Origin of the sequence: Pseudomonas pisciculturae (assembly GCF_015461805.1) — a bacterium.
Lineage (GTDB): Bacteria > Pseudomonadota > Gammaproteobacteria > Pseudomonadales > Pseudomonadaceae > Aquipseudomonas > Aquipseudomonas pisciculturae.
The window spans coordinates 283,992-308,827 of the sequence record NZ_JACVZE010000009.1 but is presented as its reverse complement, the minus strand read 5'-3'; the positions used below and the strand labels follow the sequence as shown (position 1 = coordinate 308,827).

General features: G+C 58.9%; 24 protein-coding genes. 10 read left to right on the top strand and 14 right to left on the bottom strand.

Annotation, left to right across the window (positions count from 1 at the left end; translation table 11 throughout):
* Nucleotides 1-226 (top strand): hypothetical protein (locus ICY20_RS28185; RefSeq protein ID WP_228758552.1); only part of this gene is annotated, 226 nt, incomplete at its 5' end.
* Between the two features lie 28 nt (nt 227-254).
* On the opposite strand, the gene msrQ is transcribed toward ICY20_RS28185, so the two are convergent.
* From msrQ to mrcB, 9 genes are all read right to left on the bottom strand, one after another.
* Entirely contained in the window at nt 255-875 is a 621-nt protein-coding gene (gene msrQ / locus ICY20_RS23845) for a protein-methionine-sulfoxide reductase heme-binding subunit MsrQ (RefSeq protein WP_159963086.1), read from the bottom strand.
* Entirely contained in the window at nt 875-1,888 is a 1,014-nt protein-coding gene (gene msrP / locus ICY20_RS23840; protein ID WP_159963087.1) for a protein-methionine-sulfoxide reductase catalytic subunit MsrP, read from the bottom strand. Before msrP ends, msrQ begins: the two co-directional genes overlap by 1 nt.
* A gap of 63 nt (nt 1,889-1,951) precedes the next feature.
* The gene (gene pssA / locus ICY20_RS23835; RefSeq protein ID WP_159963088.1) at nt 1,952-2,809 is read right to left on the bottom strand and encodes a CDP-diacylglycerol--serine O-phosphatidyltransferase; all 858 of its coding nucleotides are present in this window, start codon (nt 2,807-2,809) and stop codon (nt 1,952-1,954) included.
* Nucleotides 2,810-2,953: 144 nt separating this feature from the next.
* The gene (ilvC, locus tag ICY20_RS23830) at nt 2,954-3,970 is read right to left on the bottom strand and encodes a ketol-acid reductoisomerase (RefSeq protein WP_099584822.1); all 1,017 of its coding nucleotides are present in this window, start codon (nt 3,968-3,970) and stop codon (nt 2,954-2,956) included.
* A gap of 47 nt (nt 3,971-4,017) precedes the next feature.
* Nucleotides 4,018-4,509, bottom strand: a complete 492-nt coding sequence (ilvN, locus tag ICY20_RS23825) for an acetolactate synthase small subunit (RefSeq protein WP_003176102.1) — start codon at nt 4,507-4,509, stop codon at nt 4,018-4,020.
* A gap of 2 nt (nt 4,510-4,511) precedes the next feature.
* Nucleotides 4,512-6,236, bottom strand: coding sequence for an acetolactate synthase 3 large subunit (locus tag ICY20_RS23820; protein WP_159963089.1), 1,725 nt, complete (start codon nt 6,234-6,236; stop codon nt 4,512-4,514).
* Nucleotides 6,237-6,666: 430 nt separating this feature from the next.
* Nucleotides 6,667-6,996: a YqcC family protein gene (locus tag ICY20_RS23815; protein WP_159963090.1), complete on the bottom strand. Its 330-nt coding sequence runs from the start codon at nt 6,994-6,996 to the stop codon at nt 6,667-6,669.
* Nucleotides 6,996-7,730 (bottom strand): hypothetical protein, encoded by a 735-nt coding sequence (locus tag ICY20_RS23810; protein WP_159963091.1) that lies wholly within the window; start codon nt 7,728-7,730, stop codon nt 6,996-6,998. The genes ICY20_RS23815 and ICY20_RS23810 overlap by 1 nt, the downstream gene beginning before the upstream one ends.
* Before the next feature lie 16 nt (nt 7,731-7,746).
* Complete coding sequence (mrcB, locus tag ICY20_RS23805; protein WP_194938727.1) at nt 7,747-10,071, bottom strand: penicillin-binding protein 1B; 2,325 nt, start codon at nt 10,069-10,071, stop codon at nt 7,747-7,749.
* A gap of 118 nt (nt 10,072-10,189) precedes the next feature.
* Here mrcB and ICY20_RS23800 point away from each other — a divergent pair, with 118 nt between their 5' ends.
* The 3 genes from ICY20_RS23800 (at nt 10,190) to ICY20_RS23790 (ending at nt 12,658) form a co-directional block, all read left to right on the top strand.
* Complete coding sequence (locus ICY20_RS23800; RefSeq protein ID WP_159963093.1) at nt 10,190-11,746, top strand: bifunctional aminoglycoside phosphotransferase/ATP-binding protein; 1,557 nt, start codon at nt 10,190-10,192, stop codon at nt 11,744-11,746.
* A gap of 92 nt (nt 11,747-11,838) precedes the next feature.
* A complete protein-coding gene (locus ICY20_RS23795) occupies nt 11,839-12,183 on the top strand; it encodes a pentapeptide repeat-containing protein (protein ID WP_159963094.1) in 345 nt (114 codons plus the stop codon).
* 202 nt (nt 12,184-12,385) lie between these two features.
* Nucleotides 12,386-12,658, top strand: coding sequence for a TfoX/Sxy family protein (locus ICY20_RS23790; RefSeq protein WP_122719960.1), 273 nt, complete (start codon nt 12,386-12,388; stop codon nt 12,656-12,658).
* Between the two features lie 259 nt (nt 12,659-12,917).
* On the opposite strand, the gene ICY20_RS23785 is transcribed toward ICY20_RS23790, so the two are convergent.
* From ICY20_RS23785 to ICY20_RS23775, 3 genes are read right to left on the bottom strand one after another with little or no spacing between them, the layout of a single operon-like run.
* Nucleotides 12,918-13,685 (bottom strand): heme ABC transporter ATP-binding protein, encoded by a 768-nt coding sequence (locus tag ICY20_RS23785; RefSeq protein ID WP_159963095.1) that lies wholly within the window; start codon nt 13,683-13,685, stop codon nt 12,918-12,920.
* The gene (locus tag ICY20_RS23780) at nt 13,685-14,668 is read right to left on the bottom strand and encodes a FecCD family ABC transporter permease (RefSeq protein WP_194938730.1); all 984 of its coding nucleotides are present in this window, start codon (nt 14,666-14,668) and stop codon (nt 13,685-13,687) included. Before ICY20_RS23780 ends, ICY20_RS23785 begins: the two co-directional genes overlap by 1 nt.
* Nucleotides 14,669-14,718: 50 nt before the next feature.
* On the bottom strand, nt 14,719-15,597 hold the full coding sequence (locus ICY20_RS23775; RefSeq protein WP_194938726.1) for a heme/hemin ABC transporter substrate-binding protein: 879 nt from the start codon (nt 15,595-15,597) through the stop codon (nt 14,719-14,721).
* Between the two features lie 156 nt (nt 15,598-15,753).
* Here ICY20_RS23775 and ICY20_RS23770 point away from each other — a divergent pair, with 156 nt between their 5' ends.
* On the top strand, nt 15,754-16,071 hold the full coding sequence (locus ICY20_RS23770; RefSeq protein WP_194938725.1) for a Rieske (2Fe-2S) protein: 318 nt from the start codon (nt 15,754-15,756) through the stop codon (nt 16,069-16,071).
* Here the strand turns inward: ICY20_RS23770 and sfsA are convergent.
* Nucleotides 16,068-16,778 (bottom strand): DNA/RNA nuclease SfsA, encoded by a 711-nt coding sequence (gene sfsA, locus ICY20_RS23765; protein ID WP_194938724.1) that lies wholly within the window; start codon nt 16,776-16,778, stop codon nt 16,068-16,070. The two genes, ICY20_RS23770 and sfsA, sit on opposite strands and share 4 nt — an antisense overlap.
* A complete protein-coding gene (locus ICY20_RS23760; protein ID WP_159963100.1) occupies nt 16,778-17,950 on the bottom strand; it encodes a pyridoxal phosphate-dependent aminotransferase in 1,173 nt (390 codons plus the stop codon). The genes sfsA and ICY20_RS23760 overlap by 1 nt, the downstream gene beginning before the upstream one ends.
* Nucleotides 17,951-18,268: 318 nt before the next feature.
* Between ICY20_RS23760 and dksA the strand changes: the two genes are divergently transcribed.
* The 5 genes from dksA (at nt 18,269) to ICY20_RS23735 (ending at nt 24,304) form a co-directional block, all read left to right on the top strand.
* A complete protein-coding gene (gene dksA / locus ICY20_RS23755; RefSeq protein WP_005791430.1) occupies nt 18,269-18,703 on the top strand; it encodes an RNA polymerase-binding protein DksA in 435 nt (144 codons plus the stop codon).
* Nucleotides 18,704-18,786: 83 nt separating this feature from the next.
* Nucleotides 18,787-19,674 (top strand): tRNA glutamyl-Q(34) synthetase GluQRS, encoded by an 888-nt coding sequence (gene gluQRS, locus ICY20_RS23750; protein ID WP_159963101.1) that lies wholly within the window; start codon nt 18,787-18,789, stop codon nt 19,672-19,674.
* Between the two features lie 62 nt (nt 19,675-19,736).
* Entirely contained in the window at nt 19,737-19,913 is a 177-nt protein-coding gene (locus ICY20_RS23745) for a hypothetical protein (protein ID WP_003176118.1), read from the top strand.
* On the top strand, nt 19,897-22,851 hold the full coding sequence (locus tag ICY20_RS23740) for a sensor histidine kinase (RefSeq protein WP_194938723.1): 2,955 nt from the start codon (nt 19,897-19,899) through the stop codon (nt 22,849-22,851). Before ICY20_RS23745 ends, ICY20_RS23740 begins: the two co-directional genes overlap by 17 nt.
* Nucleotides 22,852-22,873: 22 nt before the next feature.
* On the top strand, nt 22,874-24,304 hold the full coding sequence (locus ICY20_RS23735) for a sigma-54-dependent transcriptional regulator (protein ID WP_194938722.1): 1,431 nt from the start codon (nt 22,874-22,876) through the stop codon (nt 24,302-24,304).
* Nucleotides 24,305-24,836 lie beyond the last annotated feature (532 nt).

The following is a 24,836-nucleotide window of genomic DNA, read 5'->3' as shown; positions in this document are numbered from 1 at the left end:
TTCAGAAGCTTTCGAAGATTTCTTCAACAACTTCAACCACTTGCGCTTCAGATCTCTCATCAGCGGGAGGCGAATTCTACAGCGTTACACGCTGCTGTCAACACCTCTTTTTCAACTTCCTGACCGCTTCGATGAACTGAAGCAACCTGCTGCCGAAAACTGCGTAACTCATTGTTTACCAAGGAGTTTTCCGTTTCGACTGCGCCGGAAGTGGGGCGAATTATAGGCTTCCAGAATCTGCCGTCAAGGGTTAATTACACTTTTGTTGCCGCGGGTGGCTTTTTCGTAATAAGCCTCGGGATTCGACGCATCACCGGGGGTAAACGCACCACGAGAAGGAGCGCACCTATAGAAGCATAGATAGCCCACTCCTTTAGGTCAGCCCGCACAATCCACAGCATATGCAGCAAACCCAACCCAAGGATTACGTACACCAGCCGATGTAGCTTCTTCCAACGACCACCCAGCCGTCGCTGGCTATAGCGATTGGATGTCACTGCCAGCACCAACAGCGACAGGAAACCCAACGCACCCACAATAATATAAGGCCGCTTACGCAGCTCGACGCCCAGCTGCGACCAGTCCAACCCGAGGACAAACACACAATACGCCGCCAAATGCAGCACTACATAAGCAAAGCACCACAAACCCAATTGTCGGCGTACCGCTATCCACCCCGCCCAACCGCTCAGCTTCTGGAGCGGTGTCATACCCAAGGTAACCAGCAACAAAATCAATGTACCCAAGCCTAAGCGGTCAACCAATACCTTGCCCGGATCAGGCCCCAGGGAAGAACTCCACGCCTCATATAGCCAGAGTAATGGCCACACCGCCGCCGCTATAAAGACGCCAAGGCGCCAGACCGGGTAGCGCATCAGTAGTTCTTCCGCAGATCAAGGCCGGTATAAAGAGAAGCCACCTCGTCCGAATAGCCATTAAACATCTGCGTCTCACGCACATTAGGACTGAACAGGCCACTCGGCAGACGGCGCTCACGCGCCTGGGTCCACCGTGGGTGGTCAACGGTGGGATTCACATTCGCATAGAACCCATACTCGTCGGCCGCAATACTCTGCCAGGTGGTTTTTGGCTGCTCACTGACCAGACTGATCCTCACAATGGACTTCACGCTTTTAAAGCCGTACTTCCATGGCACCACCAGACGCAGCGGTGCGCCATTCTGGTTAGGCAGTTCGCGCCCATACATGCCGACCGCAAGGATCGCCAAAGGATTCATCGCCTCATCCAGACGCAGCCCTTCTATATAAGGCCAGTCGATCAAGCCAAAACTTGAACGCTGACCCGGCATGCTCTTGGGATCCTGAAGAGTTTCAAAGCGGATGTATTTGGCCTTGGAGGTCGGTTCAACCTGCTTGAGCAGAGCCGAGATAGGAAAACCCATCCAAGGAATGACCATCGACCACGCCTCGACGCAGCGCAGACGGTAGATTCGCTCTTCCAATTGATAAGGCTTCATGAAGTCTTCCAAGGCATATCGCCCCGGCTTCGCAACTTCACCATCAATCACAACGCTCCAGGGCTCAGTCTTGAGTGAGCCCGCATTCATCGCCGGGTCGCCCTTGTCGGTGCCGAACTCATAGAAGTTGTTGTAGTGAGTTGCATCCTTGAACGGCGTGATGGCTTCGTCCTTTACCGTCACAGCCTGCCATTTGACTCCCGGCAGCTTCTCGGCGAACCATTTCGGCGCCCTGCCCGGCTCGACATCGGCATAACGCGAGGCCTCGTCAGCGTTAGCCCAACGCGGCAAGCTGCTCGCGGCGATACCGGCAAGCGCACCACCGAGCAAGCTACGGCGAGAGAGGTAGAAGGATTCAGGCGTGACATCCGATTCGTGGCAATCGGAGGCTTTGGGCAATTTGATTAACATGGCAACTCCGCAGCATTGGAGAACTGATGCACCAATAGACTGCGGAGTATGGGGGAAATTACATTAAGGCAATGTTTTGTCCCGACGCAGATGCAGCAAATACTGAACCGGCCCCGACGCAGCATAAACGAGGAACGCCAGCAGCAGAATTCGCGGCGGGTCACTGAAGACCACTGCAAACACCAGCACCACCGCCAGGATCGCCACAAAAGGCACGCGCCCTTTCAGATCCAGCTCTTTAAAGCTGTTGTACTTGATATTGCTGACCATCAGCATGCCGGCAGCCGCAACCATCAGCGCCACCAGGAACGACATCTTCGAACCCTGAATGCCGTAGTCACTGAACGCCCAGACAATACCCGCCACCACACCTGCGGCAGCTGGGCTGGCCAGACCAATGAAGTAACGTTTGTCGGCGGTACCCACCTGGGTATTGAAACGCGCCAAACGCAAGGCGGCACCCGCGACATAGATGAAGGCAACCATCCACCCCACCTTGCCCATATCCCCCAATGCCCAAGCAAACGCCAGCAGTGCAGGCGCAACGCCAAAGGCAACCATGTCCGACAACGAGTCGTACTCGGCACCAAAGGCACTTTGAGTATTGGTCATACGTGCCACACGGCCATCCAGGCCGTCGAGCACCATGGCGACAAAAATTGCGATGGCAGCAAAGCCGAAATACTTGCTGGCATTCACCGCATCACCCGCCGCCAGCGCGCTTTGGGCGCTCATGGAGTTGATGATGGAGTAGAACCCGGCAAACAGGTTCGCCGTGGTGAACAGGTTGGGCAACAGATAGATGCCACGATGCCGGACCTTGCGGCCTTCAGCGTCATGCCCCTCTTCGACGTGTTCATCGATCGGCAGCAGGCTTTCGGCGTCAGAAGCCTGGTTTGGCTCTTCGGGACGTTCGCTCATGGACTTTACCTTGCAACGGTGTGAAAAAATTCGACAGGTACTTGCGGCGAGTGTTCGCCCGCAAACGATGCAGCTTTATACCAGAACCCGCTCCCCAAACGAAAAAACGCGGCCTAAGCCGCGTTTTCTCTTGATACGTGCGACTTAGTTTTTGGCTTTGTCGACGATCTTGTTGGCACCGATCCACGGCATCATGGAGCGCAGTTGCTCGCCGATGACTTCGATACCGTGAGCGGCGTTGTTACGACGCTTGGCGGTCATCGAAGGGTAGCCGGTAGCGCCTTCGGTGATGAACATTTTGGCGTATTCGCCGTCCTGAATACGTTTCAGGGCGTTGCGCATGGCCTGACGGGACTCGGCGTTGATCACTTCCGGGCCAGTCACGTACTCGCCGTATTCGGCGTTGTTGGAGATCGAGTAGTTCATGTTGGCGATACCGCCTTCGTACATGAGGTCAACGATCAGCTTCAGTTCGTGCAGGCACTCGAAGTAGGCCATTTCTGGCGCGTAGCCAGCTTCAACCAGGGTTTCGAAACCAGCTTTAACCAGTTCAACGGTACCGCCGCACAGAACGGCTTGCTCGCCGAACAGGTCGGTTTCGGTTTCGTCCTTGAAGGTAGTTTCGATGATGCCGGTACGACCGCCACCAACACCGGCAGCGTAGGACAGCGCAACGTTCTTGGCGTTACCCGATGCATCCTGGTAGATCGCGATCAGGTCAGGGATACCGCCGCCTTTGACGAACTCGGAACGCACGGTGTGACCCGGTGCTTTCGGCGCGATCATGATCACGTCGAGGTCGGCACGCGGCACAACCTGGTTGTAGTGAATCGCGAAACCATGGGAGAAGGCCAGGGTGGCGCCTTTCTTGATGTTCGGCTCGATTTCGTTCTTGTACAGCGCGGACTGGAACTCATCCGGGGTCAGGATCATGACCAGGTCGGCAGCAGCAACGGCGGAAGCAACGTCAGTCACTTTCAGGCCGTGGGCTTCAGCCTTGGCAACAGTGGCCGAGCCTTTACGCAGGCCAACAGTCACGTCAACGCCGGAGTCTTTCAGGTTGCACGCTTGGGCGTGACCCTGGGAACCGTAGCCTATGATGGCGACTTTCTTGCCCTGGATGATCGACAGGTCACAATCTTTTTCGTAATAAACTTTCATGAGGTTCCTCTATATATCCAGGCCGTAAGGCCATTCACTAATTTGAGTTAGATGCTGAGTACTTTGTCGCCACGGGCAATCCCGGTGACACCACTGCGTACGGTTTCCAGAATCGAGGCCGTCCCGATCGACTGGATGAAGCTGTCCAGCTTGTCGCTTGTACCGGTCAGCTGAACGGTATAAACGCTGGCGCTCACATCGACGATCTGCCCGCGATAAATATCGGTAGTGCGCTTGATCTCGGCACGCTGGGCACCCGTGGCCTTGACTTTAACCAGCATCAGCTCGCGCTCGATGTGGGCACTTTCCGACAGGTCGACCAGCTTGACCACTTCGATCAGCTTGTTGAGGTTCTTGGTGATCTGCTCGATCACCTCATCGTGGCCCACAGTGGTCAACGTCAGGCGCGACAACGTCGGGTCTTCGGTCGGAGCCACGGTCAAGCTTTCGATGTTGTAGTTACGTTGCGAAAACAGGCCGACAACACGAGACAGAGCGCCGGGTTCGTTCTCCAGAAGCAGGGAGATAATGTGCCGCATGATTAAGTACGCTCCGTCTTGTTCAGCCACATATCGCGCATAGAGCCATCTTTGATCTGCATCGGGTAGACGTGCTCGCTGGTATCCACCTGGACATCGATGAACACCAGGCGGTCCTTCATGGCGAACGCCTCTTCCATCTTCGGCTTCAGGTCTTTCAAATCGGTGATGCGAATGCCGACGTGACCATAGGCTTCAACCAATTTTACGAAATCTGGCAGCGATTCCATGTAGGAATGGGAGTGACGGCTGTTGTAGCTCATATCCTGCCATTGACGAACCATGCCCAGCACGCCGTTGTTCAGGCAGACGATCTTCACCGGAAGGCCGTACTGCAGGCACGTCGACAGTTCCTGGATGTTCATCTGGATGCTGCCTTCACCGGTGACGCACGCCACGTCGGTGTCCGGGAAGCTCAGTTTCACGCCCATGGCCGCAGGGAAACCAAAGCCCATCGTGCCCAAGCCACCGGAGTTGATCCAGCGGTTAGGTTTGTCGAACTTGTAGTACTGCGCAGCGAACATCTGGTGCTGGCCCACGTCGGAGGTAACAAAGGCATCGCCCTTGGTCACTTCGCACAGGGTCTCGATCACGGTTTGTGGTTTGATGATGCTGCCGTCGCCCTTGTCGTAAGGGAACAGGCCGCGATCGCCGCGCCATTCGTCGATCTGCTTCCACCAGCTGGCAACGGATTCCTTGTTCGGCGCTTCGCCGATGTCTTTGAGCGCAGCGACCATTTCGGTCAACACGCTTTCAACAGGACCTACGATCGGCACGTCGGCCTTGATGGTCTTGGAGATGGACGCCGGGTCGATGTCGATATGGATGATCTTGGCATTCGGGCAGAATTTGCTCGGGCCGTTGATCACTCGGTCATCGAAACGCGCACCCACCGCCAGGATCACATCGGCGTGGTGCATGGTCAGGTTGGCGGTGTAGCTGCCGTGCATGCCGAGCATGCCGACGAACTGACGGTCCGTACCCGGGAATGCGCCGAGGCCCATCAGGGTGTTGGTCACGGGCAGGTTGAGCAGCTTGGCCAATTCGGTCAGCGGCGCAGAGCCACCACCCAAAATTACGCCGCCACCGGAGTACAACACTGGGCGCTTGGCCGCCAATAGCATTTCTGCCGCCTTGCGGATTTGCCCCGAGTGCCCACGAACAGCCGGGCTGTAGGAACGCAGCTTGGCTTTCTTCGGGAAGACGTATTCGAATTTTTCAGCCGGGTTGGTCATGTCTTTCGGGATATCGACCACGACAGGGCCCGGGCGACCGGACTGTGCGAGGTAGAACGCCTTTTTCATGACTTCCGGGATTTCCGAAGGATGCTTGATCATGAAGCTGTGTTTCACGATCGGCCGGGAGATACCGATCATGTCGGTTTCCTGGAATGCATCGGTGCCCACCATGGTGCTTGGCACCTGGCCGGAAATGATCACCATCGGAATGGAGTCCATATAGGCAGTCGCGATGCCGGTAATGGCATTGGTTGCGCCTGGGCCGGACGTTACCAGTACCACGCCGGCTTTACCGGTGGCACGGGCGTAACCGTCAGCCATATGGGTTGCAGCTTGTTCATGGCGAACCAGGATGTGCTTAACAGCCGGCTCTTTGAACAGTGCGTCGTAAACATGAAGCAGAGCACCACCCGGGTACCCGTAGATATAGTCGACGCCTTCGTCACGCAAAAAGCGGACGAGCATCTCACCACCAGATAAAAGCTCCACGTTGTTCACCTCTAAAACGCCAGAATACCGTCCGTTGAAACCGACGGGTCTTAATAGGTTTACTTCTCAACAGAGCATGAGCGACGGTGGTCGCCGACTACGTCAGCACTGACTGAGCAAGTATTGGGATCGTCCCAAGTGTTGCGGGCTTTTCCCACCCAGCGCGAGGTAACGCGTTGCGGGTGTAACAGGTCGGCGCGGATGTGCGCCTCATGATCTGCTGAGCGGGCCTGCTTCTGGCAGTCCCGATACAGCGGACTTTGGATTCTTCTGTTTCAGGCCGTTCAAGTCAAGCAATAATTGCGCTTTTTTCCAACTAAGCGCATGAGAACGTAGAAGAAAGGGCTTTGAGGAGGGATAAAACTCGCCTGAATGTCGTCAAGCGGTAGAAATGTGCGCAAGACTGCCGGAAAACCCGACAGTCAGGCAATTAACGAGCGTCGACGATCAGTTGATCGAATTTTTTCAGCGCATTTCGCAAACCAAGACTCTCTCGCGGGCGATCGGCGTAGACCATCTCGGCCATTTCCATAATCCCCGACGCATTAGGCAGCGGCAGATCCTGCTCAAGAATCTGCTTCATGCGCACCAGGAAGATCCATTGCAGCCACTGGTGAAAGTCCAGGGTGTCGACCGAAAACGGCTCGACACTGCTGAGCGCCTCGGCACTGGGGGACACCTCGTCCCACCAGCCCTGAACGCGCAACTCGCGCTCGATCATCAACAACTGTTCGGCAATGGCCGCAAAGCGCACATCCATCAGTAGGTGACCTTGCCTTTTTGCCGCGCCTGGGCAGCACCGGCAGCGTCGCCTTGGGCAGCACGTGCGTCACCGATCAAAGCCCACAGGTTGGCTTGCAGGTCGGGGCGACCATTGGCCAGGGTCAGGCCGCGGCGGGCGAACTGCTCGGCTTGTGGCGCATCGCCCTGAGCCATACGCACCTGCGCCAGGCGATAGAGCACTTGCGGTTCACGAGGCGCAACGCGCTGGGCACGCTCAAGACTCGACGACGCACCGTTGAGGTCACCACCGGCTTGCTGTTGCTGGGCGGTGGTCAGCAGGGCCAGCACTGGACCGTCCAGTTGTTCGTCAGCCGACAGGCCGCCGGAATTGGACGACGACGGAATGCCACTTGGCGTCGATGGCATGTTGTAGGTGCCCTGGTTGATCGGCGCCGCTTGAATCGGCGTGGCATCGATCGGACCGGACGTACTTGGCCCAGGAGTCCATGGCTCGGCGCTGATCGGCGCGGCGGTAGCAGCCCCGCCACCGGGCACCATCACCACGACGCCCGAATCCTGCGGCACAGCCTGGGGACGGGCTTGAGCGGGACGATTCGTCACGGTCTGACGGAAACCGCCATTGGCCGAGATCCGATCGTTATTGGAAACGGCCGTGCTCGAGTCCACCACGGGAATGGAACCGCGCTGCACACTGGAGCAACCACTGAGCAAAGCCAGAGCTGTCATAGCTGGAAACAACCACTTGTTCACGTCAAACCCTCTTTGCTTAATTCATCCAGCCCTTGACCCAATCCATCACCGACTCCGCGTCAGCAGGAATACTGCCCCCGCACGCGGCGCCGGGTGGCGGCTCGCTGCCGCGAATATACGGCATCTGTACCGCGCCCGGACAATTGGCATCGGAGCCCTGCCCAGTGTGCGGATCAATCCAGGCCTGCACGATGTTATCCGGCTGCGGCATGCTCAGCGGCAACGGATCAGCCTTGCGCATGAAACTGGTCCAAACCTGTAGCGCACCGGTCGCGCCGGTGAACGGCGTCTTGCCGTTGTCATCGCGCCCCATCCACACCACCGCGAGTACATCCTGACCAAAACCTGCGAACCAGCTGTCGCGCGAATCGTTACTGGTACCGGTCTTGCCCGCCAGTGTCAGGTTGGACGGCAACACCTTGTAAACCGAAGCCCCCGTACCTTCACGCATCACGCGCTGCATGGCGTTTTGGATCAAATAGATGGAGCCCGCGTCGAACCGTTGCTGAATCTGGAACGGATAGCGCTTGAGCGGCTCACCTTCGGCGGTCAACACGCTGCGAATCCCGCGCATGGGGGTATTGAAACCACCGTTGGCGAGTGTCTGATACATGGTCGCGACTTCCATTGGGGTCATCGCGCCAGCACCCAGCAGGATCGACGGGAATGCCGGGAATTCACGCGTGATGCCCAGGCGCCCCAAGGTCTTGAGCACATTCGGCACCCCAACTTCCAGCCCGAGGCGTGAAGTGGAAATGTTGTAGGAATGTGCCAGGCCCTGATACAGGAAGACCGTGCCGTGGGAGCGACGATCGAAGTTCTGCGGCGTCCACACTTGGCCGTCACCGCCCTTCACCGACAGCGGATCATCGGATAACCAACTGGTGAGTGTGTATTTGCTCGGTTTTTCTAGCGCCGTCAGGTAGACCGCTGGCTTGACCAGCGAGCCGATCGGCCGCACCGCATCCAGCGCACGGTTGAAACCGGCGAAACTGGCCAGGCGACTGCCCACCAAGGCCTGAACCTCACCCGTCTCCGGGTTGGTCACGACCATGGCAGCCTCAACCTCATCGGAGCCTTTGCGACCCGTCATGCGCTTGAAGGTGTCAGTCACCGACGCTTCGGCTTTCATCTGCAGGATCGGGTCGAAACTGGTGAAGATGCGCAGGCCTTCTTCGGTCAAGTCTTCATCGCGATAGTCTTCACGCAGCTGGCGTTTGACCAGGTCGATAAAGCCCGGGAAGGAACTGTCCGCCAACTTGCCACGCGTCGTGACGCCCAATGGCATCTTCTTCGCTGCCGCCACTTGCTCAGCCGTGGCCACGCCCTGCTGCTCAAGCACGTCGAGTACCAGGTTGCGGCGTTCGAGCGCACGCTCAGGATTACGGCGCGGGTTGTAGTAGGACGGCCCCTTGACCATACCCACCAGCAATGCGACCTGATGCAGCTTCAATTCAGACAGTGGCTGACCAAAGAAGAACTGACTGGCCAAGCCAAAACCGTGGACGGCGCGCTGGCCATCCTGCCCGACGAATACCTCGTTGAGGTAGGCCTCGAGGATTTCCTGCTTGCTGTAGTGCATCTCCAGCAGCATCGCCATCATGGCTTCGGTGAGCTTGCGAGTCAGGCTGCGCTCATTGGTCAGGTAGAAGTTCTTGACCAATTGTTGCGTGAGCGTACTACCGCCCTGGGTCATCTTGCCGCCCGACGTGTTGACCCAAACGGCACGGGCAATCGACTTCGGCGAAACACCCCAGTGGCTATAGAAGTCGCGGTCTTCAACGGCCACCAGGGTTTCGAGCAGGTACGGCGGCACCTGATCGAGCTTGATCAGGATGCGATCTTCAAGATTTTTCGGGTAAATACCGCCGATCATCAGCGGTTCAAGGCGCACCACAGGCAACTTGGAACCATTGAGCGACGACAGCTCGGCGACATAGTCGCCGGAGAAGCGCACGCGCACAGGCTGGGCTTTTTCCAGGCCTTCATAGAACTGGAAGCCACGGGTATTCAAGTCAACCGTATTGCCGCTGACGGCTGCCGCGCCAGGGCCGTTGCTCACGGGTTCGCGGCGATAGCCCAGGGCATCGAGTTCGGTGAGGAAGTCATCCTTGCTCAGCTTCTGGCCGGTGAAGAGTTCCAGCGGGCGTGCATATACCTTTGCCGGAATGGTCCAGCGCTTGCCGGAGAATTTCTCCTGAACGACAGCGTCGAGGTACACCGCAAAGCCGGCGAGCACCACAAGGCCAACCAGACTGAGCTTCAACGCCCAGCCCAGCCACGGGCGCAAGCCGCGTGAAGGAGGTTTTTTAGGGGTACGGGGAGATCGGGTTCGAGTCATGGCGGCGGATTATACGCACTTTATTGATCATCAACATGAGCCGGACAGCGGTTTGCACAGCAGGCATCAGCAGCCATAATGCCCGCCATGATTTCCCCCAGACTTTGAAGGATCGCCCGTGAGCCAGTCCCTGATCGCAGCCCTGCAAAACCCGGCTTTGTACCCTCACCCTGTTGAAGCATTCCAAGTCATCGAAACCCATATTTCCTGGGTCATCCTGACCGGTCCTTACGCCTACAAGTTGAAGAAACCTATGAACTTCGGGTTTCTGGACTTCACCGCCCTGGAAGACCGCGGCCACTTCTGCCGGGAAGAGTTGCGCCTCAACGAGCGCCTGACCGAAGATTTGTATCTTGAAGTGTTGCCAGTGACCGGCACTGCCGAAGCACCGCAATTGGGTGGCGATGGCCCTGTAATCGAATACGCGCTGAAAATGCGCCAGTTCCCGCAAAGCCAACTGCTTAGCACCTTGCAAGCCAATGGCGAACTGACCAGCGCGCACATCGATGAGATGGCCAAGCAGATTGCGCACTTCCACCTCAACGCCCCGAAAGTCCCGCAGGATCACCCGGCCGGCACCCCGGACGAAGTGATGGCACCGGTGCGGCAGAACTTTGAGCAGATCCGCCCGTTCCTCAGCGACAAAGCTGACCTGGTTCAACTTGAAGCCCTGCAAGCGTGGGCAGAAAGCAGCTTCGAGCGCCTCAAGCCCCTGCTGGCACAGCGTAAGCTGGATGGCTTCACCCGTGAATGCCACGGTGATATCCACCTGGGCAATGCCACCTTGATTGACGGCAAAGTCGTGATCTTCGACTGCATCGAGTTCAACGAGCCGTTCCGCTTCACCGATGTGTACGCCGACACCGGCTTCCTGGCCATGGACCTCGAAGACCGTGGCCTCAAGTCCCTGGCGCGCCGCTTTATCAGCCAGTACCTGGAGCTGACCGGCGACTATCAAGGTCTTGAAGTGCTGAACTTCTATAAAGCCTACCGCGCCCTGGTGCGCGCCAAGATCGCACTGTTCAGCATGCCGGGGGACGCAAGCCCAGTGCAACGCGCCACCAGCCTGCGCCAGTACCGCAACTACGCCAACCTGGCGGAAAGCTACAGCACCATCCCATCGCGCTTCCTGGCGATCACCCATGGCGTTTCGGCCGTGGGTAAAAGCCAGGTTGCCATGCGCCTGGTAGAAGCCTTGGGCGCTGTGCGACTGCGCTCGGACGTGGAACGCAAGCGCCTGTTCGGCGAACAGCAGGTTGAAAACACCCCCCAGGCCGGTATCTATGCCGCCGACGCCAGCGCAGCCACCTATGCGCGGTTGAACGAAATCGCCAGCACCGTGCTGCGCGCCGGCTTCCCGGTGGTACTGGATGCCACCTTCCTGAAACGCGAACAACGCGATGCTGCCGCAAAAGTTGCCGAAGCCACTGGCGCGCCGTTCCTGATCCTGGATTGCAATGCACCGCAAGCCGTAATCGCCAGCTGGCTGGCGCAGCGTCAGGCGGATAAAAACGACCCTTCCGACGCCACCTTGAGCGTTATCGAACAACAACAGGCGAATCGCGAGCCACTCACCACCGAAGAATTGCTGCTCAGCAAGCGCGTCGAGACCAATGAAAGCGGGACCCTTGACGCGTTGGTGGCCCACGTTCGGCAGTGCCTGCCGGGCCTGTAAGAAAAACTTCTCGGTCGTGTCGTCTACTAAGGCACACGCCCGAGAGATAGTGGCACTATAATGGCGTCATAAAACCAACAGGAGTCGCCGTCATGAGTCAGCCCAAGCTTCTTGATACCCCGCTCTATTCGCTCCTGCACAAAGACGATATCCGTGGCTTCAACCATGAGCGCCCGAAAGACGGCGTGATCGACATGCGCGGTGGCGACTTCCGTGGGTTGGACCTACGGGAGCTGAATGCCTCAGGCGTCGACTTCACGGATGCGTACTTTCGCTCGACCGACTTGCGCGGCCTCGATCTACGCGATTGCTCACTGGAAGGCGCCAGCCTGGCCCATGCGCAAATCTCGGGCACTTACTTCCCACCTGAACTGACCGCCGATGAGATCCTCATGTCGGTCAATTTTGGTACTCGCCTGCGATACCGCACCAAGTAAGCGTAGTTGCTCAAGCCCCGGCCACGCTCAAGCGTGCCGGGGTTTCGGCGTGCCCTGCGTCAAATTCCCCGCGCCATTCTTATAAGCTTTTAAGCCGTTACTGACCAAAGAACTACACTTTTCCTACTGAGCGCTACACTCCTTTTCAGGCTTGCCTGGTCACGATACCCACCGCACCATTCGGCCGTCGCAAGGAGGCTTGATGAACGATGAGCTGCAACACCTGAAAAACCTCGGCAAGACGTCAGCACAGTGGCTGCATGCGGTGGGCATCCACAGTGCGTCCGACTTGCGGCGCCTGGGGGCAGTCGATGCCTATCGAGCTGTGCGCACGCGCGGGTTCCGGGCGTCGAAAGTGCTGCTTTATGCGATCGAGGGGGCTTTGATGGATGTGCACTGGAACGACATTCCTGCCGAACGCAAGGACGCGCTGAACCGCCAACTGGATGCTATCTCAGCTCGTCAGAAAAATTAGCTCTACGACATAACCCAACGTTTTCGGGCGCGCTGAACGAAAGTTTGAGGAAAGCAGACGAGAGAGCAAAAACAAGTGTTGACTCTCAAATGAGAATCGTTATGATTATCACAACTGGTCGCGAGATCAGCCGATAACTGACAGACCATTGGTTCGGACTCTCAGATTATCTCCTCATCAGGCTAATCACGGTTATTTGACCCGGCTCTTGCCGGGTCTTTTTTTGCCTATGAAAAAGCCATCTGACGAAAAACCACCTTCAGCGAGCAATGATCAACGGATGCCCACGCTCCGGATGCGGCTGCACCAACACGTCCAACCCAAACACCGCTTTCAATGGCTCAGGGCGCATGACCTGAGCCGGCGTGTCCAGCGCGTGGGGGCGCCCCTCTTCAAGCAATAGAATTCGATCACAGTAGCGAGCCGCCAAGTTCAGGTCGTGCAGGATAACCATGACAGCCGCGCCGCGATCGGCGAAGGTTCGAATCGCTTGCAGGGTCGTGTGTTGATGCAAAGGGTCAAGCATCGAAGTCGGCTCGTCCAGCAACAGGGTCTGCCCCGTTTCACCCGGCCATAACTGCGCCAGCACCCGCGCCAAGTGCACACGCTGACGCTCACCGCCGGACAGCGCCAGGTAACTGCGACCGTTCAAGTGCCCGACATCCGCAGCCTGAAGCGCCGCTGCGATAATCTCATCATCACGCGCTCGTCCGGTCTGATGCGGCAAGCGGCCCATGCCGACAACCTCTTCGACCCGGAACGCAAAGTCCAGGGTCGAGGTCTGTGGCAACACCGCCAAGCGTTGCGCCCGCTGCGCCCCACTCCACTCGCTCAACTCGCGCTGATCCAGCCACACCTTGCCGTGGGCAGCAGACAACTCACCGCACAATGCGCCAAGCAAGGTGCTCTTACCCGCGCCGTTGGGGCCTAATACGCCGAGCACTTCACCCGGCAACAAGTCGAGCGTGACATCCGCCAACACCGTTTTATGACCCCGGCGTATTTGCAGGTCTTCCACACGCAGCATCAGGCACGCCCCCGCAACAACAGGTAAAGAAAAAATGGCGCACCGATAAACGCAGTGACGATTCCGATAGGCAGTTCTGCCGGCGCCAAGGCAAGCCGGGCCACCAAGTCAGCAAACAGCAACAGGCTCGCACCCGCCAATACCGACGCTGGCAAGAGCACACGGTGATCCGGCCCCGCCAGCAACCGCACCAAATGCGGCACCACCAGCCCGACAAAACCGATCATACCGGCAGCCGCCACGGCAGCACCCACACCCAAGGCCGTACAGAACACCAGTTCACGCTTAAGCCTTTCAACATCGACCCCAAGGTGATTGGCCTCGGATTCGCCGAGCAACAGCGCATTCAATGCTTTGGCCCGACGCGGCAACCACAGCGCAACCCCAGCGCTCACGAGTAACAAGGGCCAAAGCCGTGAATAACTGGCGCCGTTGAGGCTGCCCAGGTTCCAGAACGTCAGGGTGCGAAGGGTGGCGTCATCCGCCAGGTAGGTAAACAGGCCCACCGCCGAACCGGCGAGCGCGGTAAGGGCGATGCCCGCGAGCAACATCGTCGCGACATTGGTCTGGCCGTTGCGCCGCCCGAGTCGATACACCAGCGCGGTCACGCCCAAGCCGCCAACAAATGCACACAGGGACAAAACGTACGGCCCGAACGCATCCGGCAAACCGCCAAAGTAAGAACCGCCGACGATCGCAACCGCCGCGCCCAGCGCCGCACCACTGGACACCCCGACCAACCCCGGGTCTGCCAACGGGTTGCGAAACAGCCCCTGCATCGCCACACCCGACAACGCCAGCACACCGCCAACCGCCAGCCCAAGCAACGTACGCGGCAAGCGGATCTGACCCACGATCAGCTCAGCCTGCTCCAAACCTTGACCGTCAATGGGCGCGCCCATCATGCGCAAGGCAGCCTTGAGTGTGTCCAACAACGGCAAGCTAACCGGCCCCAAGGCCAGTGAGAGCCAGGTCGCCAACACGCATAACAGCGCCAGCCCGATAAACAACGTGCGGGGCTTAACCAAAGTGGTCATTGGGCAGGTTTAGCCTGGGATGGGTAGAAAGCGGTAGAGAGTTTTACAAGGCTTTGCGGCAAGCGCGGCCCCAAGCCCCCCACCAGCAAGGTCGGGTCCAGCTCAAAAACCCGGCCACTTTTGGCCGCCGGTGTTGAGGCCAGGATCGGGTTTTCCTTGAATAACGCTGCGCGTGCCGCATCACCGGTGAGCGCGCGATCGGCAAACACCAGCACATCAGGGCTCAACCCCGCCAACGACTCCAGCGAAAACGGTTTGTAACCCGTGTGGTTCGCCAGGTTATGCCCGCCAGCCTGCTGCAACACCCAGTCGGCGGCCGTGTCCTTGCCGGCGATCAGCGATTTACCGCCCGCATGCCCGATCAGCACCAGCACGCCCGGCGCCTTTTGCGCGGCCTGGGCCTTCACAACCCAGCGCTTCTGCTGGTCGAGAGCCTGCTCATACTCGCCAAACAATGCGTCAGCCTTGGTTTCATTGCCGAGCAGCTTGCCCAGGTGTTGCAGGTTGCCTTTCAAGGCTGGCAGATCGGGTTGTGCCGAGAACATCTCCACCTGCACACCTGCACTGCGAATCTGCGCCAACACGGGCGGTGGCCCCATCTCTTCAGTGCCCACGAGTACCTGCGGGCGCAAACTCAGGATGCCTTCAGCCGACAACTGCCGCTGGTAACCCAGGCTCGGCAACGCCTTGAGAGACTTCGGGTGCTGACTGGTGGTGTCCACCCCCACCAACTTCGACTCACCGCCCAAGGCCACTACCCATTCCGACAGCGCCCCACCGGCACTGACCCAGCGTTGTGGCAGTTCAGCGGCGTGTGTCACAGGGTTGACCAGCAGTAAGGCAACTAGCGCAATAGCGCTGGCACTCAGGCGCATAACAGGGTTTCCTTCCAAGGGCAGGGCCACTCAAGCACTCATCGATGTGACAGATTGCACCCGCCGGGCATCGTATTGAGCGCCCAGTCAGCCGACGGGCGAAGCCGGCATTTGATAATTGTTTGCATTTGAACGTCAAGGCACTTAAGGATTGAAATGAAGTTTCTCTGCCCCTCCGACAGCCTTGCGCCAGACAGCAGCCTCGGTTTCGAAATCGATGGTTGCAAATTATTGGCTGTGCGCCGGGATGGCGTTGCCTACTTCTATATCAACCGCTGCCCCCATCGGGGCGTTGCGCTGGAGTGGCAGCCCAACCAATTCCTTGATTCAAGCGCGAGCCTGATTAAATGCGCCACCCACGGCGCGCTGTTCCTGATTGAAAGCGGCGAGTGCATTGCCGGGCCATGCGCCGGCCAGAGCCTCAAGGCCCTGCGCGGCCGTGAAGACGCCCAAGGCCTGTGGGTGAAAATCTAGTCCAGAAGTACGTCCAAGCGACGATCCACGTAGATCTCCTGGGACGTGACCCGCACGCCATACGCCAGCACCTCCACCCCGGCCGCCTTGGCCTCACGCAATGCAGCCGCGTAACCGGCATCTATCTCTACCGCCGGGCGCACGGCCTCGACTCCCGAGAGATTGACGCAATACAGCTGCACCGCGCGCACGCCATCACGCGCCAGATGGGCAAGCTCGCGCAGGTGCTTGGCGCCGCGCTGGGTCACCGCATCGGGGAAGGCCGCCACCGTGGAACCGTCAAAGCCCAGGGTCACACTTTTGACTTCGACATAGGCCGCACCGTCGGGGTAGTCCAATCGGAAGTCGATGCGGCTGTTTTCCTGGCCGTACGGCACTTCGCGCTTCAAGGCCGTAAAACCATTGAGTTCGGCGATCACGCCAGCATGCAATGCCTCCTCGACCAGCTGATTGGCCCGCGCCGTATTCACACACGCCAGGCGGCCTTGAGGCGTTTCGGCAATTTCCCAGGTACCGGGCAGCTTGCGCTTGGGGTCATTGGAACGACTGAACCAGACCTGCCCACCTTCCACCATGCAATTGAGCATCGAGCCGGTGTTCGGGCAGTGAATGGTGAGCAACTCGCCAGTAACGGTTTCGATATCGGTGAGAAAACGCTTGTAACGACGAATCAAGCGACCTTCTTCAAGGGGAGGATTAAAGCGCATCAGCCTTGCCAGCTCCGCAGGCCACGAGCGATGCGTTCCACCGCCTCCTGTAGCCGATCAAGATTTTGCGTGTAGGCAAAGCGCACATGGTGGCCCGCTTGATAGCGGCCAAAATCCAACCCTGGCGTAAACGCGACATGCTCGGTTTCCAGGAAGTGTCGGCAGAACGCGAAGGCATCACCGCCGAACTTGCTGATATCGGCATACAAATAAAACGCGCCTTCCGGTTCGACGGCGATACCGAAGCCTAGCTCACGCAACGCCGGTAGCAGGAAGTCACGTCGGCGGCCGAACTCAGTGCGACGCTCTTCCAGAATGCTCAGGGTCTGCGGGGTAAAACACGCCAGCGCGGCGTACTGGGCCATGCTAGGCGCGCTGATATAAAGGTTTTGCGCCAGCTTCTCCAATTCGCCCACTGCTGCCGGCGGCGCTACCAGCCAACCCAGGCGCCAGCCGGTCATGCCGAAATACTTCGAAAAACTATTCAGCACGAAAGCGTCATCGTCCACTTCCAGCACGCTGGCGGCATCGGTGCCGTAGGTGAGGCCGTGATAGATCTCGTCCACCACCAGATGACCGTTGCGCGCCTTGATTGCGCTCGAGAGCCCGGCCAATTCGTCGCGCGTGAGAATCGTACCGGTCGGGTTGGCCGGCGACGCCACCAGCGCACCGACGCTGTCTTCGTTCCAATGTTTGGCCACCAGATCGGCAGTCAATTGGTAACGCACGTCAGGACCCACGGGCACCAATTGCGCCGCGCCCTCTACCAATCGCAGGAAATGCCGGTTGCACGGGTAACCCGGATCGGCCAGCAGCCAGTGCTTGCCTGGGTCCACCAGCAGACTACTAGCCAGCAACAAAGCACCGGAACCGCCCGGCGTGATCAGGATGCGCTCGGGGTCAACGTTCAGCCCGTAGCGCTGCTGATAGAAGCCACTGATTGCCTCCCGCAACTCAGGCAGGCCGCGGGCTGCGGTGTAACGCGTCTTGCCATTGGCCAGCGCCGCCTGGCCGGCCTGGATGATCGGCTCAGCCGTGGTGAAATCCGGCTCGCCGATCTCCAGATGGATCACATCATGGCCGGCGGCCTGCAGCTCATTGGCACGCGCCAGCAACGCCATGACATGAAAAGGTTCGATGGCGCGACTGCGCGCACTGTAGGGCTGAGCCATTAGCCTTCCTTAACCGTGAGGACAAAATCAGGATTCTACCGAACCCGCGCGTTAAAACATGTTCTATTGCCTGCCCGGCCGCCTGTGCGGTTCGGGCAAGCGCCAGCAAAACGACTAAAATCAATATTCGAAACGAGGCATACCCAGCTACGACGGGCTATCGCAGTTTGCGACCCGGCCGCGACGGGCTCGACAACCGGGAGTGGCGCACCCCGAATCTATCTGGTAAGTTCGCCCGCTTGCAGCCGCAGGGCCGGCAGGTGTCGGTGACGTTGCAATCCTGCGCAATGGATTAGAAGAGTGAGAGGCGGTCTATTCATGTCCACCCAAGCAAAGCAACAGAGCATCAGCGGTTTCCAACCCTACGTTGAGTCCAAGGGTGAGGAATACATGGGCAAGCCCATGCGCGAGCACTTCTCCAAAATCCTGAAGCAGTGGAAGCAGGACTTGATGCAGGAAGTCGACCGCACGGTTGACCACATGAAGGACGAAGCAGCCAACTTCCCGGACCCGGCAGACCGTGCCAGCCAGGAAGAGGAATTCGCCCTCGAACTGCGCGCCCGTGATCGCGAGCGCAAGCTGATCAAGAAAATCGACAAGACACTGCAACTGATCGAAGACGAAGAATACGGCTGGTGCGAATCCTGCGGCGTCGAGATCGGTATCCGTCGCCTGGAAGCCCGCCCCACCGCGGACCTCTGCGTAGACTGCAAGACCTTGGCTGAAATCAAGGAAAAACAGGTCGGCAAGTAATCCTTCCGAGCTGAACGAATGGGGCGTACCAACGCCCCATTTTTGTTTCTGGCGTTTACCGATTTTCCAGTAGTATCCGGCCCATGACAGCCTCTACCTATATCGGGCGTTTCGCCCCCACGCCCAGCGGCCACTTGCATTTTGGCTCCCTGGTCGCCGCCCTCGCCTCCTACCTTGATGCCCGCGCCAACCATGGCCGCTGGCTGCTGCGTATGGAAGACCTCGACCCCCCGCGTGAAGAACCCGGTGCTCAGGCAGCGATCCTGCACGCCCTGGAAAGCTACGGCTTTGAATGGGACGGGGAATTGGTCCGACAAAGCGAGCGGCATGATGCCTATGCCAAAGTACTGAACGATATGTTCAACCATGGCCTGGCTTACGCCTGCACTTGCTCACGCAAACAACTGGAACCCTACAACGGGATTTACCCAGGCTTGTGCCGCAATGCCGGTCATGAGCAGCAAGATGCAGCGATCCGTTTACGCGTGCCGGAATTGGCGTACCACTTTACTGACCGCGTACAGGGCGAATTCCGACAGCACTTGGGCCGTGAAGTGGGTGATTTCATCATCCGTCGCCGCGATGGCCTTTACGCCTATCAACTCGCTGTGGTCCTCGACGATGCGTGGCAAGGTGTGACCGATATCGTGCGCGGCGCCGACCTGCTGGACTCCACACCACGCCAGCTTTACCTGCAAGAACTGCTGGGCCTGCGCCAACCGCGCTATCTACACGTGCCGTTGATCATCCAGCCGGACGGTAACAAATTGGGCAAATCCTACCGCTCCCCGCCGTTGACACCTGACCAGGCCACGCCTTTGCTGTTAAGAGCCTTGCGCGCCCTCGGCCAGCAACCCGGCAGCGAACTGCTGCACGCCAGCCCACGGGAACTGCTGGATTGGGGCATCGCACACTGGGATGCGTCACTGATTGCGCGCACGCTCACGCTGCAAGAAGCGCAATTGAGCTGAAGGCGCTTGCAGCCGGCCAGCCATCCGTTACCATCGCCGCAGTTTTTCAATCAGAGGCCAACATGTACATCTATCGATTGGTCCTATTGCTGGTCGTCGGGATCTACCTGTTTTCTCCCGCCATCATGGATTGGTGGATCGACGCCACGGGCGCCTGGTATCGCCCCTATCTGCTGTGGCTGATCCTGATCGTCGTGACTTTCATCCTGCAGAGCCAAAAAGATGCCGATGAGCTTTAGCCTCACCCAGATGCTGCTGATCAGCGCCGCCTACCTGGCCGCGTTGTTCGGGGTGGCCTGGATCAGTGAGCGCGGAATGATTCCGCGGGCGATCATTCGCCATCCGTTGACCTACACCTTGTCCCTTGGCGTGTACGCCAGTGCCTGGGCGTTTTACGGCACCGTTGGCCTGGCCTATCAGTACGGTTACGGCTTTCTTTCCAGTTACCTTGGGGTCTCTGGCGCGTTCTTGCTGGCACCGGTGCTGCTGTACCCGATCCTGAAAATCACCCGCACCTATCAGCTGTCGTCCCTGGCCGACCTGTTTGCCTTCCGCTTTCGCAGTACCTGGGCCGGTGCACTGACCACCGTGTTCATGCTGATCGGCGTACTGCCGTTGCTGGCCTTGCAGATTCAGGCGGTGGCTGACTCCATCAGTATTCTCACCCGCGAACCGGTGCAGCATCGGGTTGCCCTGGCTTTTTGCGGGCTGATCTCCCTGTTCACCATCTTCTTCGGCTCGCGCCATATCGCCACCCGCGAGAAACACGAAGGCCTGGTGTTCGCGATTGCCTTCGAGTCGGTGATCAAGCTGATCGCCATCGGCGGCGTGGGCCTTTATGCGCTCTACGGCGTGTTTGACGGCCCGCAACAGCTGGAATTGTGGCTGCTGCAAAACCAGACAGCCCTCGCCGCGCTGCATACGCCGCTGCAGGAAGGCCCGTGGCGCACGCTGCTTTTGGTGTTCTTTGCCTCGGCCATTGTGATGCCGCACATGTATCACATGACCTTCACCGAGAACCTCAACCCGCGCTCATTGGTCAGCGCCAGCTGGGGCTTGCCGCTGTTTCTGCTGCTGATGAGCCTGGCAGTGCCGTTGATCTTGTGGGCAGGCCTGAAACTGGGTGCTACCACCAACCCCGAGTACTTCACCCTCGGCATCGGCATTGCCGCCAATAGCCCGGCACTGGCACTGTTGGCCTATGTTGGCGGGCTATCGGCGGCCAGCGGGTTGATCATCGTCACCACCCTGGCCCTCTCGGGGATGGCGCTCAACCACTTGGTGCTGCCGCTGTACCAGCCGCCTGCCGAGGGCAATATCTACCGCTGGCTGAAATGGACGCGCCGCGCATTGATCGTCGCGATCATCATGGCAGGTTACGGGTTCTACCTACTGCTGGGCGCCGGGCAGGATCTCGCCAACCTGGGCATCGTTGCATTCGTCGCAACCCTGCAATTTCTACCGGGTGTGTTGTCGGTGCTGTACTGGCCGACGGCCAATCGCCGGGGCTTTATCGCCGGGCTGCTGGCGGGCATCCTGGTGTGGATCGTTACCATGCTGCTGCCGCTGGTCGGCAACCTGCAAGGCTTCTACATCCCGCTGCTGAACATGATCTACGTGCTGGACGACACCAGTTGGCACATGGCGGCTATTGCGTCGCTGGCGGCCAACGTACTGATGTTCACCCTGATTTCACTGTTCACCAACGCCAGCCCCGAAGAAACCAGCGCCGCTGAGGCCTGCGCGGTAGACAACGTACGCCGCCCTCAACGCCGCGAACTGCATGCTGCTTCACCCCAGGAGTTCGCCACCCAACTGGCCAAGCCTCTCGGTGCCAAGGCCGCGCAGAAAGAAGTCGAGCAGGCGCTGCGCGACCTCTATCTGCCGTTTGACGAGCGTCGCCCGTATGCGCTGCGCCGCCTGCGCGATCGTATCGAAGCCAACCTGTCCGGGCTGATGGGCCCCAGCGTGTCCCAGGACATGGTTGAAACCTTCCTGCCCTACAAGGCCGGCGGCGAAAACTATGTGACCGAAGACATCCACTTCATCGAAAGCCGGCTGGAGGACTACCACTCACGCCTCACCGGCCTTGCCGCCGAGCTCGATGCCCTGCGCCGCTACCACCGCCAGACGCTTCAGGAGCTGCCGATGGGCGTCTGCTCCCTGGCCAAGGATCAAGAGATCCTGATGTGGAACAAGGCCATGGAAGAACTCACCGGCATCGCCGCGCAACGGGTGGTGGGCTCACGCCTGAACACCCTGGGCGAGCCTTGGAAAGAACTGCTGCAAGGCTTTATCAACCTGCCCGATGAGCACTTGCACAAACAGCACCTGGCCCTCGATGGCCAGACGCGCTGGCTCAACCTGCACAAAGCCGCCATCGACGAACCCCTCGCCCCTGGTAACAGCGGCCTGGTGTTGTTGGTAGAAGACTTGACCGAAACCCAGATGCTCGAAGACAAGCTGGTGCACTCCGAGCGCCTGGCCAGCATTGGTCGCCTGGCGGCTGGCGTTGCCCACGAGATTGGCAATCCGATCACCGGTATCGCGTGCCTTGCGCAGAACCTGCGGGAAGAGCGCGAAGAAGACGGCGAAATCACCGAGATCAGCGGGCAGATCCTCGAACAGACCAAACGCGTCTCGCGCATCGTGCAGTCGCTGATGAGCTTCGCCCACGCGGGCGCCCATCAGAATCAGGACGAAGCGGTGTGCCTGGCCGAAGTGGCGCAGGATGCAATTGGACTGCTGGCCTTGAACCGGCGCAATTTCGAAGTACAGTTCTTCAATTTGTGCGATCCGGATCATTGGGTTGACGGCGACTCACAACGCCTGGCCCAAGTCTTGATCAACCTGCTGTCAAACTCCCGTGACGCAACCCCGCCGGGTGGCGCAGTACGCGTCAAGACCGAGGCTTTCGAGCACACGGTCGACCTGATCGTCGAAGACGAAGGCAGCGGCATTCCACAGAACATCATGGACCGATTGTTCGAACCCTTCTTCACCACCAAGGACCCTGGTGAAGGTACCGGTCTGGGCCTTGCACTGGTCTATTCCATCGTTGAAGAGCATTATGGACAAATCACCATCGACAGCCCGGCTGACACCGAAAGCCAACGCGGCACCCGTATTCGGGTGACCTTGCCGCGTCATGTCGAAGCGACGTCCGCTGTGAACTGAGACCGTCGAGAGAATTGAATCAATGCCGCACATTTTGATCGTCGAAGACGAAACCATTATCCGCTCTGCCTTGCGTCGCCTGCTTGAACGTAATCAGTACCAGGTCAGCGAAGCCGGCTCGGTGCAGGAAGCCCAAGAGCGTTTCAGCATTCCCACGTTCGACCTGATTGTCAGCGACCTGCGCCTGCCGGGCGCGCCCGGTACCGAGCTGATCAAGCTGGGCCAAGGCACCCCGGTGCTGATCATGACCAGCTACGCCAGCCTGCGCTCGGCGGTAGACTCCATGAAGATGGGCGCGGTGGACTACATCGCCAAGCCCTTCGACCATGACGAAATGCTCCAGGCCGTGGCGCGCATCCTGCGTGACCGTCAGTCGGCCAGCACTGCGCCTGCCGAGCAACGCCCTGCCGGCAAGACCGCCGACAAGCCGGGCGTCGATAACAGTAACGGCGAGATTGGCATTATCGGCTCCTGCCCACCGATGCAGGACCTGTACAGCAAGATCCGCAAAGTGGCGCCCACCGACTCCAATGTATTGATCCAGGGCGAGTCGGGCACCGGCAAAGAGCTGGTGGCCCGCGCCCTGCACAACTTGTCCAAGCGTGCCAAGGCGCCGATGATTTCGGTGAACTGCGCAGCCATCCCTGAATCCTTGATCGAGTCCGAACTGTTCGGCCACGAGAAAGGCGCATTTACCGGCGCCAGCGCTGGGCGTGCGGGCCTGGTAGAAGCGGCAGACGGCGGCACGCTGTTCCTCGATGAAATCGGTGAGCTGCCACTGGAAGCTCAAGCGCGCTTGCTGCGTGTGCTGCAGGAAGGCGAGATTCGTCGCGTGGGTTCGGTGCAATCGCAGAAGGTCGATGTGCGCCTGATCGCGGCGACCCACCGTGACTTGAAGAGCCTGGCCAAGATCGGCCAGTTCCGGGAAGACTTGTACTACCGCCTGCACGTGATCGCCCTAAAGCTGCCGGCCCTTCGCGAGCGTGGCGCTGACGTCAACGAAATCGCCAGTGCGTTCCTGCTGCGCCAGAGCGCGCGCATCAACCGTACCGACCTCAAGTTTGCCCCGGATGCCGAGCAGGCGATTCGGCATTACTCGTGGCCAGGTAACGTGCGCGAACTGGAGAACGCGGTGGAGCGCGCGGTCATCCTGTCGGAGAGCCCGGAGATTTCCGCCGAGCTGTTGGGCATCGATATTGAGCTGAGCGATCTGGAAGATGACGACTTCATCGGCCTGGCTCCGCAACAGGGCGGTGGTAGCAATACCAGCCACGAGCCAACGGAAGACTTGTCACTGGAAGACTACTTCCAGCATTTTGTCCTGGAGCATCAGGACCATATGACCGAGACCGAACTGGCACGCAAACTGGGCGTGAGCCGCAAGTGCCTGTGGGAACGGCGCCAGCGCCTGGGCATCCCTCGGCGCAAGACTGGGGTGGCCAGCGAAAGCTGAGGGTGTGCCCCCACAGGTAACACCCTCAGATGTGAAAAAACTGTTACCGCTGATTTTTTGCGTAACAAAAGCCGGGGCTTACGGTAACGAAGCCCCGGCTTTTTTTGGTCCGTCAAAAACCCGAAAACGCCTCAAACCCCTGTATTCATTGGCCGGCACAAAAGTTGGCACGCACCCTGCTATATGCTTAGTACAAAAACAATAACAAGCTTTGTACAAGACAATAAAAATAAGACGAATCGACTCACGCATAACAAAAACAACACGGCGGAGGCGCAGCTAACTGATTCTTTTGGAGAGGCGTTGCATTTGGGGCTTGCCCCGCAACCAGGCCGAGAACAACAAAAACTGCCCTAAGGCAGAGCCTGAACTGGTTGGATCGTAGATCAGCAACACAGCGACCAAAGCAATCCGTTTGCTCTTGGCTCCCGATTGGGAGTGTCATGAAGGTGAAGCTTCATGGCGAGGGCGATCAACAAAAACAAAAAGCCCGAAACCATAATAAAAATAGAGCACGCAACTACTTCTGGGG

Bases quoted from the DNA above. Each gene is read 5' to 3' on its own strand.
- msrQ (WP_159963086.1), bottom strand. From the start codon at position 875: ATGCGCTACCCGGTCTGGCGCCTTGGCGTCTTTATAGCGGCGGCGGTG.
- gluQRS (WP_159963101.1), top strand. From the start codon at position 18,787: ATGACAGCCTCTACCTATATCGGGCGTTTCGCCCCCACGCCCAGCGGC.
- sfsA (WP_194938724.1), bottom strand. From the start codon at position 16,778: ATGCGCTTTAATCCTCCCCTTGAAGAAGGTCGCTTGATTCGTCGTTAC.
- ICY20_RS23770 (WP_194938725.1), top strand. From the start codon at position 15,754: ATGAAGTTTCTCTGCCCCTCCGACAGCCTTGCGCCAGACAGCAGCCTC.
- ICY20_RS23790 (WP_122719960.1), top strand. From the start codon at position 12,386: ATGAACGATGAGCTGCAACACCTGAAAAACCTCGGCAAGACGTCAGCA.
- pssA (WP_159963088.1), bottom strand. From the start codon at position 2,809: ATGAGCGAACGTCCCGAAGAGCCAAACCAGGCTTCTGACGCCGAAAGC.
- ICY20_RS23735 (WP_194938722.1), top strand. From the start codon at position 22,874: ATGCCGCACATTTTGATCGTCGAAGACGAAACCATTATCCGCTCTGCC.
- msrP (WP_159963087.1), bottom strand. From the start codon at position 1,888: ATGTTAATCAAATTGCCCAAAGCCTCCGATTGCCACGAATCGGATGTC.
- ICY20_RS23760 (WP_159963100.1), bottom strand. From the start codon at position 17,950: ATGGCTCAGCCCTACAGTGCGCGCAGTCGCGCCATCGAACCTTTTCAT.
- mrcB (WP_194938727.1), bottom strand. From the start codon at position 10,071: ATGACTCGAACCCGATCTCCCCGTACCCCTAAAAAACCTCCTTCACGC.
- ICY20_RS23775 (WP_194938726.1), bottom strand. From the start codon at position 15,597: ATGCGCCTGAGTGCCAGCGCTATTGCGCTAGTTGCCTTACTGCTGGTC.
- dksA (WP_005791430.1), top strand. From the start codon at position 18,269: ATGTCCACCCAAGCAAAGCAACAGAGCATCAGCGGTTTCCAACCCTAC.
- ilvN (WP_003176102.1), bottom strand. From the start codon at position 4,509: ATGCGGCACATTATCTCCCTGCTTCTGGAGAACGAACCCGGCGCTCTG.
- ICY20_RS23740 (WP_194938723.1), top strand. From the start codon at position 19,897: ATGCCGATGAGCTTTAGCCTCACCCAGATGCTGCTGATCAGCGCCGCC.
- ICY20_RS23785 (WP_159963095.1), bottom strand. From the start codon at position 13,685: ATGCTGCGTGTGGAAGACCTGCAAATACGCCGGGGTCATAAAACGGTG.
- ICY20_RS23815 (WP_159963090.1), bottom strand. From the start codon at position 6,996: ATGGATGTGCGCTTTGCGGCCATTGCCGAACAGTTGTTGATGATCGAG.
- ilvC (WP_099584822.1), bottom strand. From the start codon at position 3,970: ATGAAAGTTTATTACGAAAAAGATTGTGACCTGTCGATCATCCAGGGC.
- ICY20_RS23745 (WP_003176118.1), top strand. From the start codon at position 19,737: ATGTACATCTATCGATTGGTCCTATTGCTGGTCGTCGGGATCTACCTG.
- ICY20_RS23795 (WP_159963094.1), top strand. From the start codon at position 11,839: ATGAGTCAGCCCAAGCTTCTTGATACCCCGCTCTATTCGCTCCTGCAC.